Below are 14,897 nucleotides of genomic sequence, written 5' to 3' on the forward strand. Positions count from 1 at the left end.
CGAGACGCTTCCTTACAGTTTCTCAATATGCAATGGGTGAAGGGAATATGGCTAAAGTATGCAGAAAACCACGAACGGTAGAGTTAACGAACCCATTGTATGCGATAATCCGAGTACATTGCGCATCCGCAAAGGTAAACGAGCCCATTGTATGCGATAAACCGAATACATTGCGTCACCGCAAAGGTAACCGAGCCCATTGTATTCGATAAACCGAATACATTGCGTCACCGTAAAGCTAAATGAACCCATTGTATGCGATAAACCGAATACATTACGCATCCGCAAGGGTAAACGAACCCATTGTATGCGATAAACCGAATACATTGCGTCACCGTAAAGCTAAATGAACCCATTGTATGCGATAAACCGAATACATTACGCATCCGCAAAGGTTTTACCTCAAATCAAATAAAGCAGCCTCCCAAGGGAAGGCTGCTGTTTATCTTTACATTATTCATCTCAAAAAGTTATTGAGATCTGCCTGCTTTGGCCGCAGGACGGTTGCCAGGTCTGTTGCCGGACTGGCTGGAACGGCCGTATTGGCCTCCAGCCGGCTTGCTGCTCCGGTTGCCGCCTGGACGGGCAGCAGATCTTTCGCCCGGCCGGCTGCCGGAGCCTGCTCTATTGCCGGACTCGCCAGCAGGCCGGCTGCTGCCAGCCCCGCTGCCTGCATAGCTACTGCCCGACGCGCTTTTCGCTCCGTTGCCCGCATAGCCACTACCCGACGCGCTTTTCGCTCCGCTGCCCGCATAGCCACTGCCCGATGCGCTTTTCGCTCCGCCGTTACCGCCGCCCTGCTTGCCTTGCGAGAACCATTCCGATTTCGGCTTGCGTGCCGGATTCGTTTTGGCTTTCTGCGACGGTTTGGCCGGTGCTTTGCCTGGACGGTCTGCCAGCAATGCCAGATTGCTCTTGGACATCGGGTAAGCATGATCCTTCACTTCCGGAATCACCTTGCCGATCAGCTTCTGGATATCCTTCAGGTATGGAATTTCCTCAGCTTCGCACAGCGAGATGGCAACTCCGCTCATTCCCGCACGGCCGGTCCGGCCAATACGGTGAACATAGGTTTCCGGAATATTCGGCAGGTTGAAGTTGATGACATGGGACAGCTCATCAATATCAATCCCGCGGGCGGCGATATCTGTAGCCACCAGCACACGTGTCGCGCCGCTCTTGAAGTTTCTCAGCGCATTCTGGCGGTCATTCTGCGATTTGTTGCCGTGAATGGCCTGAGCGGTAATATTGATCCGGGTCAGATCGCGGGTTACCCGGTCAGCTCCGCGTTTGGTGCGGGTGAAGACGAGCGCGGACACGATCGAAGGATCCTGCAGCAGACGGTTCAGCTGATTCTGCTTATTGCCGTTCTCCAGCAAATAAATCGATTGCTCGATTCTGTCTACGGTCGAAGATACCGGAGTAATCTCAATTTTCACCGGGTCCACCAGCAATGTCTTCACCAGCTGGGAGATCTCTGCCGGCATCGTTGCCGAGAAGAACAGCGTTTGCTTCTTGGCCGGCATCTTGGCAATAATCCGCTTCACGTCATGAATGAAGCCCATGTCCAGCATGCGGTCCGCTTCATCCAGCACGAGGATCTGCACATGCTGCAGATCCACATGTCTCTGGCTGATCAGATCGATCAGTCTGCCCGGTGTAGCAATCAGAATATCTGCACCCTGGCTAAGCGCCCGTTCCTGGGCCTTCTGGGATACCCCTCCGACAATCGCTGTCGAGCGGATCGTTGTGAACTTGCTGTACGCCTGAATATTCTCGGAGATCTGCAGAGCTAGCTCTCTGGTCGGAGTCAGAATCAGGGAACGGATACGTTTCGCTCCGCCGGTTCTGGCCGGCTGCTGACTGAGCAGCTGAATAATCGGCAATGAAAAAGCTGCGGTTTTTCCGGTACCCGTCTGGGCGCAGCCCAGAATATCTCTGCCGGCCAAGGCCGCAGGGATGGATTCCTCCTGAATTGGAGTCGGGGATGTATAGTTTTCCAGGCTCAGTGCCTTGAGAATCGGGGGAATCAAGTTCAAATCGTTAAATGTCATTTTATCTCCTTAATTTTGAGTACATATATTAGCAAGCCATTAATCACTGTATATATCATCTGCGGCGTCTCCACATAGCGCTCGTCAAAGTCATAACACATAATGATAACACGTTTAGCCATTAAAAAGAAGCGATACTTTCATCGCTCCTCTTCCAAACCGATATTTAACTGTTACAGCCGGACTTTTTTCAGCTGTTCTTTAATGCTTTTCACCGGGTCGCCCAGGAATATCCGGGTATGCGCAGGCGTGCCTTCACGGATTTGGATCGCCAGGTTATTCAGATTCCGGATCAGCCCGAGCCGTTCACTTTCCTCCATCTGAAACTGGACACCGTACTCATACACCGCGCCATTCTCCAATTCGTGGGTCCAGGCAATTTTGCCCAACAGATGGGTTGGCTGATGCAGAATCTCGGTTTCAAACTTAAGCAGAATATTGTCGTTCACCGGCAGCTTATAGCCCATCACGAATTTCAATCCGCCCGGCCCGATATTGGTCAGATATACCTCGGTACTTCCGAGATCTACCTCCCTGCCCTTAAACGTACTTATCGTCATTCCGGCAACAAGCGGATTGGCTAAATCTACGCGGAAGTATTCCCGGCGGTTACTGACTGGCGGGATTTCTGTTACTCCCGGCCTCGGGTTGGCTATATACTTCTCACGAAGCAGCATTCCCAAGGCTTCCTGTTCAACCGGACGGCTGAAATAATAACCCTGTATCTCATCACACTGCTGCTCCTTTAAATACTCATATTGCGCCTCCGTCTCCACACCCTCAGCTACAACATTCATTTTTAGCGCCTTGGCCAGATTCAGAATGCACTCAATAATGCTTTGGTTTACAGGGTCAGTCAAAATTTCTTCCACGAAGGCCTTGTCAATTTTCACCGTATCCAGCGCTAACCGCTTAAGCATATATAAAGAAGAATACCCCGTTCCAAAGTCATCAAGTGAAACTTTAATCTTCCGTTTTCTAAGCTCCTCCAGCAATTGAATGACTTCCCTCTCATTGGTCATGAAGGAGCTCTCCGTGATTTCAATCTCCAGATATTCGGGAGCCAGCCCGGACCCGGCGAGAATTTCATCAATCGTCTGCAGAATATTCTGCTGGAACAGCTGCTGCACCGAGAAATTAACAGATACCGTAATATGCGGCAGCCCCATCTCCTGCCATTGCTTGTTCTGCCGGCAAGCTTCCCGGAGCACCCATTCTCCGATAGGCACTATAAGTCCGCTCTCTTCTGCAATCGGGACGAACTCCGCCGGCGACACCAGCCCCCAGTCCGGATGATTCCAGCGGATCAGCGCCTCGGCACCGAGAATTTCCCGGGTCTGCGTATCCACTCGCGGCATATATTGCAGGAACAGCTCCTGTTTCTCCAGGGCTTTGCGCAGATCATTGGTCATGGTGAATATTTTGAAAGACTGAATGTTCAGCGATGAGGAATAGCACTGGGCCTGGTCCCTCCCCTGTGACTTGGCATGATATAGAGCCGAATCTGCATTCAGCAGGAGCCTATCAACCGAATCCCCATCCTCCGGGAAAATACTGATCCCCATACTCAGCGTGATATTAAGCTCAAAGCCTGCTATTAAATAATCTTCCTTGGTACGGCTGATAATGGACTCGGACAGAAAAATCGCTTCACGGTGGCTCTCCACTTCCGGCAGAATAATACAGAACTCATCCCCGCTTAACCGGTACGCCACCCATCCATTTTCAAGGCTTTCCTGCAGTTTGACGGCAAACTGTTTGAGCAATGTGTCACCTATAGTGTGCCCCAGAATATCATTGACGGCCTTAAAGCGATCCAGATCAATCAGGAGCACCGCAAGCTTTTTATTATAAAATGATGCCAGTCTTAACTGTTGATCCAGCTGCTCTTCAAACATCCGCCGATTGGGAAGCCCCGTCAGATAATCGTGATACGCCAAATACTCTGTTTCCTGCTCCGTTTCCTTCCGCTCGGTAATATCCAGGACAGTGCCAACGATTGCATCCTCATTGATGTGTAATATCCGGGTGTAATGTACTTCACAATAAATAAGGCTGCCATCCGGCTTGACGGCTCTATGTATCATAGTGCGGTTAAATTGCCCTTCCGTTAAACCCAGCATCTTGGTGGATACCGTATCGCGGTCCCCCGGGTAGATGGAATCCAATACCTGCCGTCCCATCAAATTAACGTTCCCCAGCATTCGTTCAAGATGAGGATTAGCATAGATATATATTCCATTTTGAACAATAAAAACACCTACTATCGACTGCTCCACTATACTCCGGTATTTAGCCTCCGCTTCCAGCAGATGCCGCTCCATGGACTTTTGTTCCGTTACATTTTTGGCTATGCCATAGATACCCACCAGCTCATTAGCAATCATTACAGGAATATTCGTTACAAAAATATCAATAGCCGTGCCATCCTTATGCCTGGCTGTCAGCTCATAGCTTCGCGGGCTTACGGTATTTATCACTTCTGCAATAACCTTTCTGGAGAGGCTGACCTGCTCCGGATCAATCAGGCGTTCAAAGCTGGCATGGACCAGCTCGCCCTCGGTATATCCAAACAGTCCGTTCATAGCTGCATTGCAGGACAGAATCATACCTTCAAGATTGCTGGAATATACCGCATCCGTATTATTTTCAAACAGTGATTTGTAGTATTGGCCTTCTTCAATCAGTTGAAGCTGCAAAGCTGTCTTTTCCGTGATATCCTGAACAGTCCCAATCGCCTCGTTGTCCCAAAACCGCGCACTTTCAGCGACATAACGGACCTCTCCGTCCGGGCGGATAATTCTATATTCTATTTGATAGGACTGCATGGACTCCAGGGAATTAGAGAAAGCCAATTTTACCCGCCCTGCATCCTCCTCATGGACCCTGGCAAATACATTATCTAAATCCACTCCGGAAGACAGCGCCTGACCATAAATCGCATACATATGTTTCGACCACGTTATTTTTTGCAAAATCCGGTCATATTCCCAGTACCCCACATTTGCCAGTACCTGTGCTAATTCAAACCGCTTGTTTCTTTCCGCCATAAATTCCGATAACACCACTGTTCCGGCTGCTGCCTCATCGGTTGAAGTTGAACTCGATTCCTTCTGGTTCATTGCTCCGCCTTCTTTCTGAATGCATTTTGGCAACCACCCGCTGAACACCAGATACCGGCTTTTGGTACATACAAGAATATTTTCCCAGATGCTACTCTTATTCCACAACAACAACGAAAACCCTTTATTCGACAAAAGCACAAAAAAAGCAGAGGATTTCTCCCCTGCCCGTTGCCTTGCAATAATATTATAAGACTAATCTACGATTTCAGCAGTATCGCCGTTATTGGCACCTGCAGCGTTAGCTTCGTCGGTGTCGATATGCATATCAAGCTTGAAATTGTCGGATACACGGGCGATTACGTTCTCCAGCACCAGGCCGCGTTCGCCGCCAAGGCGTACCTTCAGGAGCTGCTTGTCGGCAATGCCCCAAGCTTCTGCTTCAGAAGTGTGGAAGTGGATGTGACGGGCTGCCACAATGACACCTGTCTCCAGTTCAACTTCACCGGCTGGACCTTTGATAGTAATGCCTGGTGTTCCTTCAATATGGCCGGATTCACGTACAGGTGCCTTCACGCCGAGGCTGAATGCGTCTGTGCGCGATACTTCCAGCTGGGAAGCCGGACGGGCCGGGCCGAGAATTCTCACTTTGTCGAACTTACCTTTGGTACCGATTACTGCTACTTGCTCATTTGCTGCGAATTGTCCTGGTTGGGAAAGGGGTTTGAACTCAGTCAATTGATAACCTGCGCCAAACAATGCTTCCACATGCTCCTGCGTAAGGTGAATATGTCGGGCCGACACACCTACGGATACAGTCTTGCTCATTTTTAAGTCACTCCTTGTATTTTCTCTAGTATCTGTACAAGCCACTGAACATTATACATCTTATTACCCTTAAAAAAAAAGACCCTCATCACAATGAGCGCCTTTTTTTCGACATTTTACGATCCGAGAAACGGATTGTCATAGTTTTGCCATTTTATAATCCCTCTGGTGGGGACAGCGGATTCACTCCCGCAGAAGAAGGCAGATGCGTTCTTAGGTAAGTCAGCGCATTCCCGCACAACCAGCCTTTCACCTCATCCTCGGGATAGTACCTCAGCAGCAAGTCAGTAAACTCCGCATATTTGCCCGGATGCTCAAGGCCCTCGACCCACATCTCAATGCCGTCAAAATCTGAGCCGAACATCAGCTGCTTCGAGCCTCCCAGCGCGCAGACATGTTCAATATGCCTCCGCATATCATCAATCTTCGCCCCTCCCCCGTCACGTACAAACCAGGGGACAAAGGTTAATCCCATCCGCCCGTCCACCGCAATCAGCGCCTGAATCTGCCCGTCACTCAAATTGCGGGGATGGCCGCAGATGGCCGCGCTATTGGAATGTGAAGCTATGAACGGGCGTTTACTGCGTTCCGCCAGCTCCCAGAAGCCTGCCGGTGCCAGATGGGACACATCCAGCAGCATACCGCTTCCGTTGCACCACTCGATCAGCTTCCTCCCCTTCTCCGTGAAACCGCCGTTGCGCTGCTCCAGCACACCATCCGCAGCCCAGTTGGCGTAGTTCCAGGTTACCCCCAGGAAACGCACTCCCAGCTCAAAGCACAGCTGTGCATAGAACAGATTGCCCTCCAGACCGTCCACGCCCTCCAAAGAGAGCATCCCGAAGGCAGGGGCTGTAAGTATCTGTTCATCTGCCTCTTCCTTCCAGCGGAGCCACTGAAGGCCCCCTGGGCCAACTACCTTCTGCCGGAATAATTCAATTTGCCCGAGAACATCCTCAAACTTCGCTCTCCCGCGGTCCGCCGACAAATAAACCGCAAAAACCTGAAGTTCGACATTCCCCTCCACCAGCCGCTCTGCTGTCACGTCCAGACGGGGGTCATTCTTGAAATCTATCTCCGGACTGGCCTGCAGCTTGCTTAAGGCATCGCAGTGGAAATCCGCCACTCTCAGCTTCTTGACACTCACTGTAAAGATCGTCTCCCTTCTCTTGAAGAACTGAATAACGGTGGAATCTCTTATTTATAAGTGTATGCCACAGCATCAGGGATGAGACGGGACAGTAAGTGGGAACGGCTACGAAGCATATACATTTTTATATATCAAAATAACCCCACAAAGTGGGGCACCCCAAAAATACAAAAACCTGTTTACAATGTAAACAGGCTCAATCTAAAAAGGTCATATAATTATCTGGGTTCAACAATAAGTTTGATCGCCGTCCGGTCTTCCCCATCAATCACTATATCCGTAAAAGCCGGGATACAGATCAAGTCGACTCCGCTAGGTGCGACAAATCCCCGGGCGATGGCAACTGCTTTGACTGCCTGGTTCAGTGCTCCTGCTCCAATAGCTTGTAGCTCGGCCGATCCACGTTCGCGAAGAACACCTGCTAGTGCGCCAGCAACGGAATTTGGATTGGATTTAGCTGATACTTTTAATACATCCATAGTAAGTACCTCCCCTGGGAAAATGATGGTGTTCTTCTTCCACTACAGTAGATGTTATTCGCGAGAGAAGATTTAATTCCTTCTTTTTGCGGACCTCTCTGGAGAAATTAGTTCAAAAGATACTCTTTTTCGATATAATAAATATCACACTTCACCCAAAACAAGCGACTTTTCCCGAAAACCCTGATTCTTTGTAAATCCTCTAGCTCATCACCCATTCATCTTCACGCAGCCGGATCTTCTCCAGTCGTGTCGCCTTACCCGTAGCTTCATCAAGTTCTGCAAATAAACCGTGCAGCTGCCATTTGCCTTCGTCGACTACAAACCGGGAGGGAAGCTGAGTTGTAAATTTATAGATGATCGCATCCTTTTCCATACCCAGAATTCCTTCTCTTGAACCAACCATGCCCGCATCTGTCAAATAAGCCGTGCCTCCAGGCAGGATCACATCGTCATTGCTCTGTACATGAGTGTGCGTGCCTACAACGATCGAGGCGAGGCCATCCATGAAATAGCCCATTGCTATTTTTTCGGAGGTGGCTTCAGCATGGAAATCAACCAGAATACATTTATGCTCTCTGCGCAGCTCTTCCACAATCTCCTCGCCAATGCGGAAAGGATCATCAATCGCCGGAAGGAAGGTGCGGCCCTGCAGGTTCACAATTGCCAGCTGTTTGCCGTTGCCTTTAACCACAGTGTACCCTCTGCCCGGAGTCCCCGGAGGAAAATTAGCCGGACGGATGATCCGCGGCTCGTCATCAATGAACTCAAAGATATCCTTGTTGTCCCAGGTGTGATTGCCCATCGTAATCCCGTGCACACCCCAGTTGAAAAATTCATTGGCTATAGCCGCTGTGATCCCTCTTCCGGCTGCTGCATTCTCACCATTGGCAATAATAATATGCGGCTGATATTTACTTTTCAGAGATGGCAGCATTTCACGCAGTGCCTTTCTGCCCGTATTGCCAACGATGTCACCGATAAATAAAACTTTAATGATTTTCTCCTCCTAAAAGTTTTGTAAGCATCAGCTTCTTGGAATTTTACTTCGTACAAAACTCGCATCGAAAGCATACTCTTAAGTTTTGTAAGCATCAGCTTTTGGAATACTCCTCGTACAAAACTTATTTATAAGTTTAATTTCACCGATTCTGCATGGTTCCAAACTCAGGGCTTACCCGTCTGACTATGGTTCAGCTCATGCGGCCGCTAGCGGTATGCAAGAAAAAAGGCCCCGCAGGGGGGCCGATTTCCTTGCTTATTTAGCGTATTCTACAGCACGTGTCTCACGAATAACGGTAACCTTGATATGACCCGGATAATCCAGCTCACTCTCAATCATCTTCGTAATGTCACGGGCCAGACGGAAAGCTTCCGCATCATCAATCTTCTCAGGCTGTACCATTACGCGGACCTCGCGGCCTGCTTGTATAGCATAGGATTTCTCAACGCCTTCGAAGGACTCGGAGATCTCCTCCAGCTTCTCCAGACGTTTGATGTACGTTTCCAGGGTTTCGCGGCGTGCGCCGGGACGTGCAGCTGACAATGCATCAGCAGCTCCGACCAGCATAGCAATCACCGAGGTAGCTTCGACATCTCCATGATGGGATGCGATACTGTTGATAACCACCGGATGTTCTTTGTACTTCTTCGCCAGTTCGACGCCGATTTCAACATGCGAGCCTTCTACTTCATGATCAAGCGCTTTGCCGATATCATGCAGCAGTCCGGCACGTTTTGCAAGCACGATGTCTTCCCCAAGCTCACCGGCCATAAGTCCAGTCAAATAAGCAACCTCCATGGAGTGCTTAAGTACGTTTTGACCGTAGCTCGTACGGAATTTCAGACGGCCCAGAATTTTGATCAGATCCGGATGCAGACCATGAACGCCAACCTCGAAGGTAGCTTGTTCACCGTATTCACGAATCCGCTCATCCACTTCTTTACGGGATTTCTCCACCATTTCTTCAATCCGTGCCGGATGGATACGTCCATCAGCCACCAGTTTCTCAAGTGCTGTACGGGCCACCTCACGGCGGATCGGATCAAATCCTGACAGTATAACCGCTTCCGGCGTATCATCAATAATAAGATCAATCCCCGTAAGAGTTTCCAGGGCGCGGATGTTACGGCCTTCGCGGCCAATAATCCGGCCTTTCATCTCTTCATTCGGCAATGTAACAACAGAAACCGTGGTTTCTGCCACATGATCAGCTGCACAGCGTTGAATAGCCAGTGTAATAATCTCGCGGGCTTTCTTGTCCGCTTCTTCCTTGGCCTGCTGTTCTATTTCCTTAATCATCTGAGCAGTTTCATGGCGAACTTCCTGTTCTACATTGCTGAGAATGATACTTCTGGCATCATCGATGCTCAGATTGGAGATACGTTCCAGCTCAGTAACCTGATTCTTGTAAATAACATCAATCTGCTGTTGGGTTTCATCAATTCGTTTCTCTTTGTTAGCTACTTGTTCTTCTTTTCGTTCAAGCGATTCCATTTTTTTATCCAGCGATTCTTCCTTTTGCAGCAAACGTCTCTCTTGCCGTTGGATTTCATTCCGACGTTCACGAGTTTCTTTCTCAGCTTCGGTACGGATTCTATGAACTTCGTCCTTAGCCTCGAGTACCGTTTCCTTCTTCAGCGCCTCCGCCTCTTTCTTCGCGTTCTCCACGATGACTACGGCTTCTTTCTCTGCGCTTGAAATCTTAGCTTCTGCAAGGGATTTACGAATAAAATAACCGAATCCAAAGAATGCTGCAGCTACAACGAGAACGATAATGACCCAGATCACTGTTTCCATCTGTTCACCTCCTCGTTGATATCCTCCAAGGCTTACCCTTGGGTATTTGTGCAGTTGTTAAACTATCCGTTCATCACCATACAAAAAACCGGTAATACACCGATTGCCATACTGCACATGCTGCACATGCACACTGCCCGCCTTATCCGGCGATTACATTTCATATGAGTTGTACGCGAACCGGATCATAAGAGTCTGCTTTTTGGGAAGGAAAAAGGATTCTTAGTTTATGCCGATTCATGTTATATTTTATTATTTATAAAAAGACATTGTCAAGAGAGTCGATAAACGCATTAAAGTCAAGAGAATCAATCCAGATCGAAAATCTCCACTTCTTCCCCCGCAGAATCCTCTTCCGCACGTAGAATCTGGATCACCTGGCGTACCATTTCACCGGAGAATCCTCTGCGCATCAGAAAGGCTCCCGTCTTGCGCCGCTTCTCATTTATATCTCCCCGGAGCAAATTCCATTTCTTCCGCCCGGTCTGCAGTGCGCTCTCCATTTCCTGCTCAGGGGTGATCTGATCCAGTGCTTCAGAGATCAGCGATTTATCAATCCCCTTCTCGCGAAGCTCCTGGCGGATCCACATTTTGCCCTTACGCTGGTTCGTTATGCGCTGTTCCGCCCACTGCTTGGCATACAGGGGGTCATCCAGAAGCCGCTCCTCCTGCAGCCGCAGCAGAACTTCGGCAATAACAGTCTCCCCTATTTCCTTCTCCCGTAAACGGCGGGCCATTTCCTGTGCCGTTCTGGGCTTGCGTTCCAGGTATTTCAGACCTTCTACATAGGCCCGCTGGCGTTCATCGGCAGCAACAATTTCCTCCAGATCCGCCTTCACAAACGAGCTTCCGGAAATCATCCGGTATTTAATCATGACATCTTCATGAACAGTCACGTTATAGGCACCGAAATGAATCAAATAACGGTAGTTCGACTTCTTCAGACGCTCTACACGCGTAATTACCAGTTCCTCATCTTCGGGAAAATCGGCCAGAATCTGTACATCCTGTTCATCCGGCTCAGAATCCAATTGTATCACCATACTGTCACTCACCTCGTTAACATAGACATAATGCCTGTTTAATTTACGAAAAAGCGCCCTGCTCATTCATCACAGGGCGCCTTATATCTTATCTTCATTATTAAAATTAAATTGCTAAGGACCTGGAGCTTACATTATTCAATCTCAAGCAGCAATTTCTCTTCTTCCTCTTGCTCTGCAACCACATCAGCTTCTGTTGGTGCAGCTACCAGAGTAGATAAGTTACTTGCTTCGCGGATCTTATTCTCAATCAACAGAGCAATATCCTGATGTTCTTTCAGGAACTGCTTAGAGTTCTCACGGCCTTGGCCAAGACGCTCGCCCTCATAAGAATACCAGGCGCCGCTCTTGTTGACGATATCCATCTCAGTACCGATATCCACAAGGCTTCCCTCTCTGGAAATCCCTTCGCCGTACATGATATCCACATCCGCTTGCTTAAACGGAGGCGCTACCTTGTTCTTCACGACTTTGATCTTGGTGCGGTTACCCACAACATCGTTCCCCATCTTAATGCTCTCTACCCGGCGTACATCGAGACGAACGGAGGAGTAGAATTTCAGAGCGCGTCCACCCGGAGTGGTCTCAGGGTTACCGAACATAACTCCGATCTTCTCACGAAGCTGGTTAATGAAGATGGCAATCGTGTTGGATTTGTTAATGGCACCCGAAAGCTTACGCAATGCCTGGGACATCAGACGGGCCTGCAAACCTACGTGGGAATCTCCCATGTCGCCTTCAATTTCGGCCTTCGGTACCAATGCTGCAACGGAGTCCACAACGATGATGTCTACAGCTCCACTGCGAACGAGAGCTTCAGCAATTTCCAGTGCCTGTTCGCCCGTATCCGGCTGGGATAGCAGCAATTCATCAATGTTAACGCCAAGCGCATTCGCATACTTAGGGTCAAGAGCATGCTCCGCATCGATGAAAGCAGCTTGTCCGCCAAGCTTCTGTACTTCTGCGATAGCATGAAGTGCAACGGTCGTCTTACCGGATGATTCCGGTCCGTATACTTCAATAATGCGTCCTTTGGGAAGTCCGCCAATACCTAGTGCAATATCAAGTGCCAAAGATCCGCTAGGTACAACTTCCACTTTCATGTGAGTGGATTCTCCCAGTTTCATGATCGAACCTTTACCGAATTGTTTTTCTATTTGACGAAGCGCCATATCAAGCGCTGCACGACGATCTGACAATCAGACCACTTCCTTCACTGTTTATAGTATTATAATAACGTGTTTTGGAGGTCTTGCCAAGCTTTTTTTCGAACATACATTCGTTTTTTTTGTCTCCCGGGTTAATACTCCCTTTTATTGTAAGCCTCCTTCCGGATGATAGACACACAGGGCTTAATCCTCAAAAGGTCTCACGCGGTGGATCATAGAGGTCACGCCAGCGGGGAATATAAACAAAGAACCGCAGCAGAGAATTTCTATGCCACGGTTCTTCCGTATGAACAAATTATATACCGGCCCGGTTGATTATTGCAAGGCCGATCCTTCAAGCGGGGTAGCCACCTTGCGTTCCTCCAGCCGGCGCCAGAGGCGGTACAGCAAAGCCTTGACTGTACGCAGGCGGATATTCTCGCGGGTTCCCTTGAGATTCAGCTCGTATACCTCCGTCTTCCGGCCGCGTTCGGCCAGTCCGACGAATACCAGCCCCACAGGCTTCCGTTCAGAATATCCCGGCCCGGCTACACCCGTAACAGACAAGCCAAAGTCACTATCCCCGATCATCCGCACCTGCTCTGCCAGCACTTCGGCTACCTCACGGCTGACCGCACCGGGTGCGTCAGGCCCCTCCAGCATAGCTGCAGGCACATTCAGCAGCTTCTTCTTCAAATCGTTCGAATAACAGACGATTCCACCGGCGAACATGGATGCACTGCCCGGGATGTTCGTAATGCTCTCCATCAGCAGTCCGCCCGTGCAGCTCTCAGCAGCACTAAGCGTCAGGCCTGCATCCGCCATCCAGTCGACAATCAGCTGTTCAAGCGGCACATCAATATTGGCATACAGATTCTCCGGCAGAATATCGGCAATCTTCTTCTCCAGCACATCAAGCTTAACCATAGCCTCACGCTCAGACGGAGCTTTGGTGGAAATACGCACTGTCACTTCGCCTTCCTTGGCGTAAGGAGCAATCGTAGGATCGCTCTGGCCGCGGATCAGGTCAATCAGCTTGTCCTCCAGCAGTGATTCGCCAATGCCTGCAAACTTAAGCATCTTGGAGTAAATCGGCATTTCGCTGGTCAGTGCATGCTGCTGCAGCCAAGGCTTGGCTTTATCTGTGAACATCGGCTTCATCTCCCGGGGAGGACCCGGCAGTACGATGTAATACTTGTTATCTTCTGCAAAAGCAATACCTACCGCAAGTCCGATTTCATTAGACAACGGTGTCGTTCCTTCAATCACCAGCGCCTGCTTGCGGTTATTCTCGGTCATGACAATCTTGCGGTCATCGAAGAAGCGCTGCACATGATCCATAGCAAGCTGGTCGATATGAAGGGTACGGCCAAGCGCCGCAGCAAGTGCATCTTTGGTCAGATCATCCTCCGTCGGTCCGATTCCGCCGGTGAACAATATAATATCCGCACGGTTCCGTGCAATCTCAATTGCTTCCAGAAGACGGTTCTTGTTGTCCCCGACTACGGTCTGAAAATATACATCAATCCCTAACGCAGCCAGCTCTATTGAAAGAAACTGGGCATTGCTGTTTACTATCTGTCCAAGCAAAAGTTCTGTTCCAACGGCAATAATTTCCGCTTTCATAGCTGGCGTTCTCCTCCTGATTGTAGAAATGATGCAAAAATCAAGCAGCTTAGCAAACTTCAGGCATTATGAAGCTGCAGCAAGTCCTTGTTCTTCACGAAATAATCAATACCCGAATAGATGGTGATAATCGCTGCAGCCCAAATCGCAATATCATCCACCGGGATGCTGACGAACTGGAACGGGAAATTGTTAAGCAGAAGCAGCGAAATCGCGACAATCTGAGTGACTGTCTTTATCTTGCCCCATTTGCTCGCGGCCACTACCTTACCTTCAAGCAATGCCACCTGGCGCAGGCCGGTCACGGCAAATTCACGGCTGATGATGACAATGGCAATCCAGGAATCACATCTTCCCAGCTCAACCAGCGAGATCAATACTGCAGAGACCAGCAGCTTGTCTGCAAGCGGGTCCAGCAGTTTGCCGAGATTGGTGACCATGTTATACTTTCTGGCTATGTACCCGTCTATTCCATCTGTACTGGCGGCAAGCAGGAAAATAACAGCTGCAATCAAATGATTAATTGAAAGCTGAAATGAGCCCCAATGTATCGGTTCCGGATAGAAGCTGAAATCCACCAGCAGAAAAAACATCATAATCGGGATAAGACAAATACGTGCTAGCGTGATGCGGTTGGGCAAATTCACTGAAGTTCCTCCCCTGATCCATACGAATCCGATATTCCACAATTTTCTTCAAAACTGCTTTAG

Annotated in this window: 11 protein-coding genes; all 11 read right to left on the reverse strand. The window is 49.3% G+C overall.

Going from position 1 to position 14,897, the window contains the following annotated elements; genetic code table 11:
* Positions 1 to 470: 470 nt before the first annotated feature.
* Positions 471 to 2,054 (reverse strand): DEAD/DEAH box helicase, encoded by a 1,584-nt coding sequence (locus P40081_RS20545; RefSeq protein WP_042138072.1) that lies wholly within the window; start codon positions 2,052 to 2,054, stop codon positions 471 to 473.
* 173 nt (positions 2,055 to 2,227) lie between these two features.
* Positions 2,228 to 5,176, reverse strand: a complete 2,949-nt coding sequence (locus P40081_RS36525) for an EAL domain-containing protein (RefSeq protein WP_052421918.1) — start codon at positions 5,174 to 5,176, stop codon at positions 2,228 to 2,230.
* A 195-nt stretch (positions 5,177 to 5,371) separates the two neighbouring features.
* Complete coding sequence (gene pduL, locus P40081_RS20555) at positions 5,372 to 5,944, reverse strand: phosphate propanoyltransferase (protein ID WP_039294751.1); 573 nt, start codon at positions 5,942 to 5,944, stop codon at positions 5,372 to 5,374.
* 154 nt (positions 5,945 to 6,098) lie between these two features.
* Positions 6,099 to 7,088, reverse strand: coding sequence for a dipeptidase (locus tag P40081_RS20560; RefSeq protein WP_042138073.1), 990 nt, complete (start codon positions 7,086 to 7,088; stop codon positions 6,099 to 6,101).
* 221 nt (positions 7,089 to 7,309) lie between these two features.
* On the reverse strand, positions 7,310 to 7,570 hold the full coding sequence (locus P40081_RS20565) for a stage V sporulation protein S (RefSeq protein ID WP_019910496.1): 261 nt from the start codon (positions 7,568 to 7,570) through the stop codon (positions 7,310 to 7,312).
* Positions 7,571 to 7,772: 202 nt separating this feature from the next.
* Complete coding sequence (locus P40081_RS20570; protein ID WP_039294761.1) at positions 7,773 to 8,567, reverse strand: TIGR00282 family metallophosphoesterase; 795 nt, start codon at positions 8,565 to 8,567, stop codon at positions 7,773 to 7,775.
* Positions 8,568 to 8,828: 261 nt separating this feature from the next.
* Positions 8,829 to 10,370, reverse strand: coding sequence for a ribonuclease Y (rny, locus tag P40081_RS20575; RefSeq protein WP_039294762.1), 1,542 nt, complete (start codon positions 10,368 to 10,370; stop codon positions 8,829 to 8,831).
* 308 nt (positions 10,371 to 10,678) lie between these two features.
* Positions 10,679 to 11,413, reverse strand: coding sequence for a regulatory protein RecX (locus P40081_RS20580; protein WP_042138074.1), 735 nt, complete (start codon positions 11,411 to 11,413; stop codon positions 10,679 to 10,681).
* A 134-nt stretch (positions 11,414 to 11,547) separates the two neighbouring features.
* Positions 11,548 to 12,612, reverse strand: coding sequence for a recombinase RecA (gene recA / locus P40081_RS20585; protein WP_042138075.1), 1,065 nt, complete (start codon positions 12,610 to 12,612; stop codon positions 11,548 to 11,550).
* 285 nt (positions 12,613 to 12,897) lie between these two features.
* Positions 12,898 to 14,187 carry a competence/damage-inducible protein A gene (locus P40081_RS20590; RefSeq protein WP_042138077.1) on the reverse strand — a complete coding sequence of 430 codons (1,290 nt, stop codon included), beginning with the start codon at positions 14,185 to 14,187 and terminating at the stop codon, positions 12,898 to 12,900.
* Between the two features lie 59 nt (positions 14,188 to 14,246).
* Positions 14,247 to 14,834: a CDP-diacylglycerol--glycerol-3-phosphate 3-phosphatidyltransferase gene (gene pgsA, locus P40081_RS20595; protein ID WP_039294770.1), complete on the reverse strand. Its 588-nt coding sequence runs from the start codon at positions 14,832 to 14,834 to the stop codon at positions 14,247 to 14,249.
* Positions 14,835 to 14,897 lie beyond the last annotated feature (63 nt).

The sequence above is a fragment of the Paenibacillus sp. FSL P4-0081 genome, assembly GCF_000758565.1.
Taxonomy (GTDB): Bacteria; Bacillota; Bacilli; order Paenibacillales; family Paenibacillaceae; genus Paenibacillus_AQ; species Paenibacillus_AQ phytohabitans.

Bases quoted from the DNA above. Each gene is read 5' to 3' on its own strand.
- rny (WP_039294762.1), bottom strand. From the start codon at position 10,370: ATGGAAACAGTGATCTGGGTCATTATCGTTCTCGTTGTAGCTGCAGCA.
- P40081_RS36525 (WP_052421918.1), bottom strand. From the start codon at position 5,176: ATGAACCAGAAGGAATCGAGTTCAACTTCAACCGATGAGGCAGCAGCC.
- P40081_RS20545 (WP_042138072.1), bottom strand. From the start codon at position 2,054: ATGACATTTAACGATTTGAACTTGATTCCCCCGATTCTCAAGGCACTG.
- P40081_RS20580 (WP_042138074.1), bottom strand. From the start codon at position 11,413: ATGGTGATACAATTGGATTCTGAGCCGGATGAACAGGATGTACAGATT.
- P40081_RS20565 (WP_019910496.1), bottom strand. From the start codon at position 7,570: ATGGATGTATTAAAAGTATCAGCTAAATCCAATCCAAATTCCGTTGCT.
- P40081_RS20590 (WP_042138077.1), bottom strand. From the start codon at position 14,187: ATGAAAGCGGAAATTATTGCCGTTGGAACAGAACTTTTGCTTGGACAG.
- pduL (WP_039294751.1), bottom strand. From the start codon at position 5,944: ATGAGCAAGACTGTATCCGTAGGTGTGTCGGCCCGACATATTCACCTT.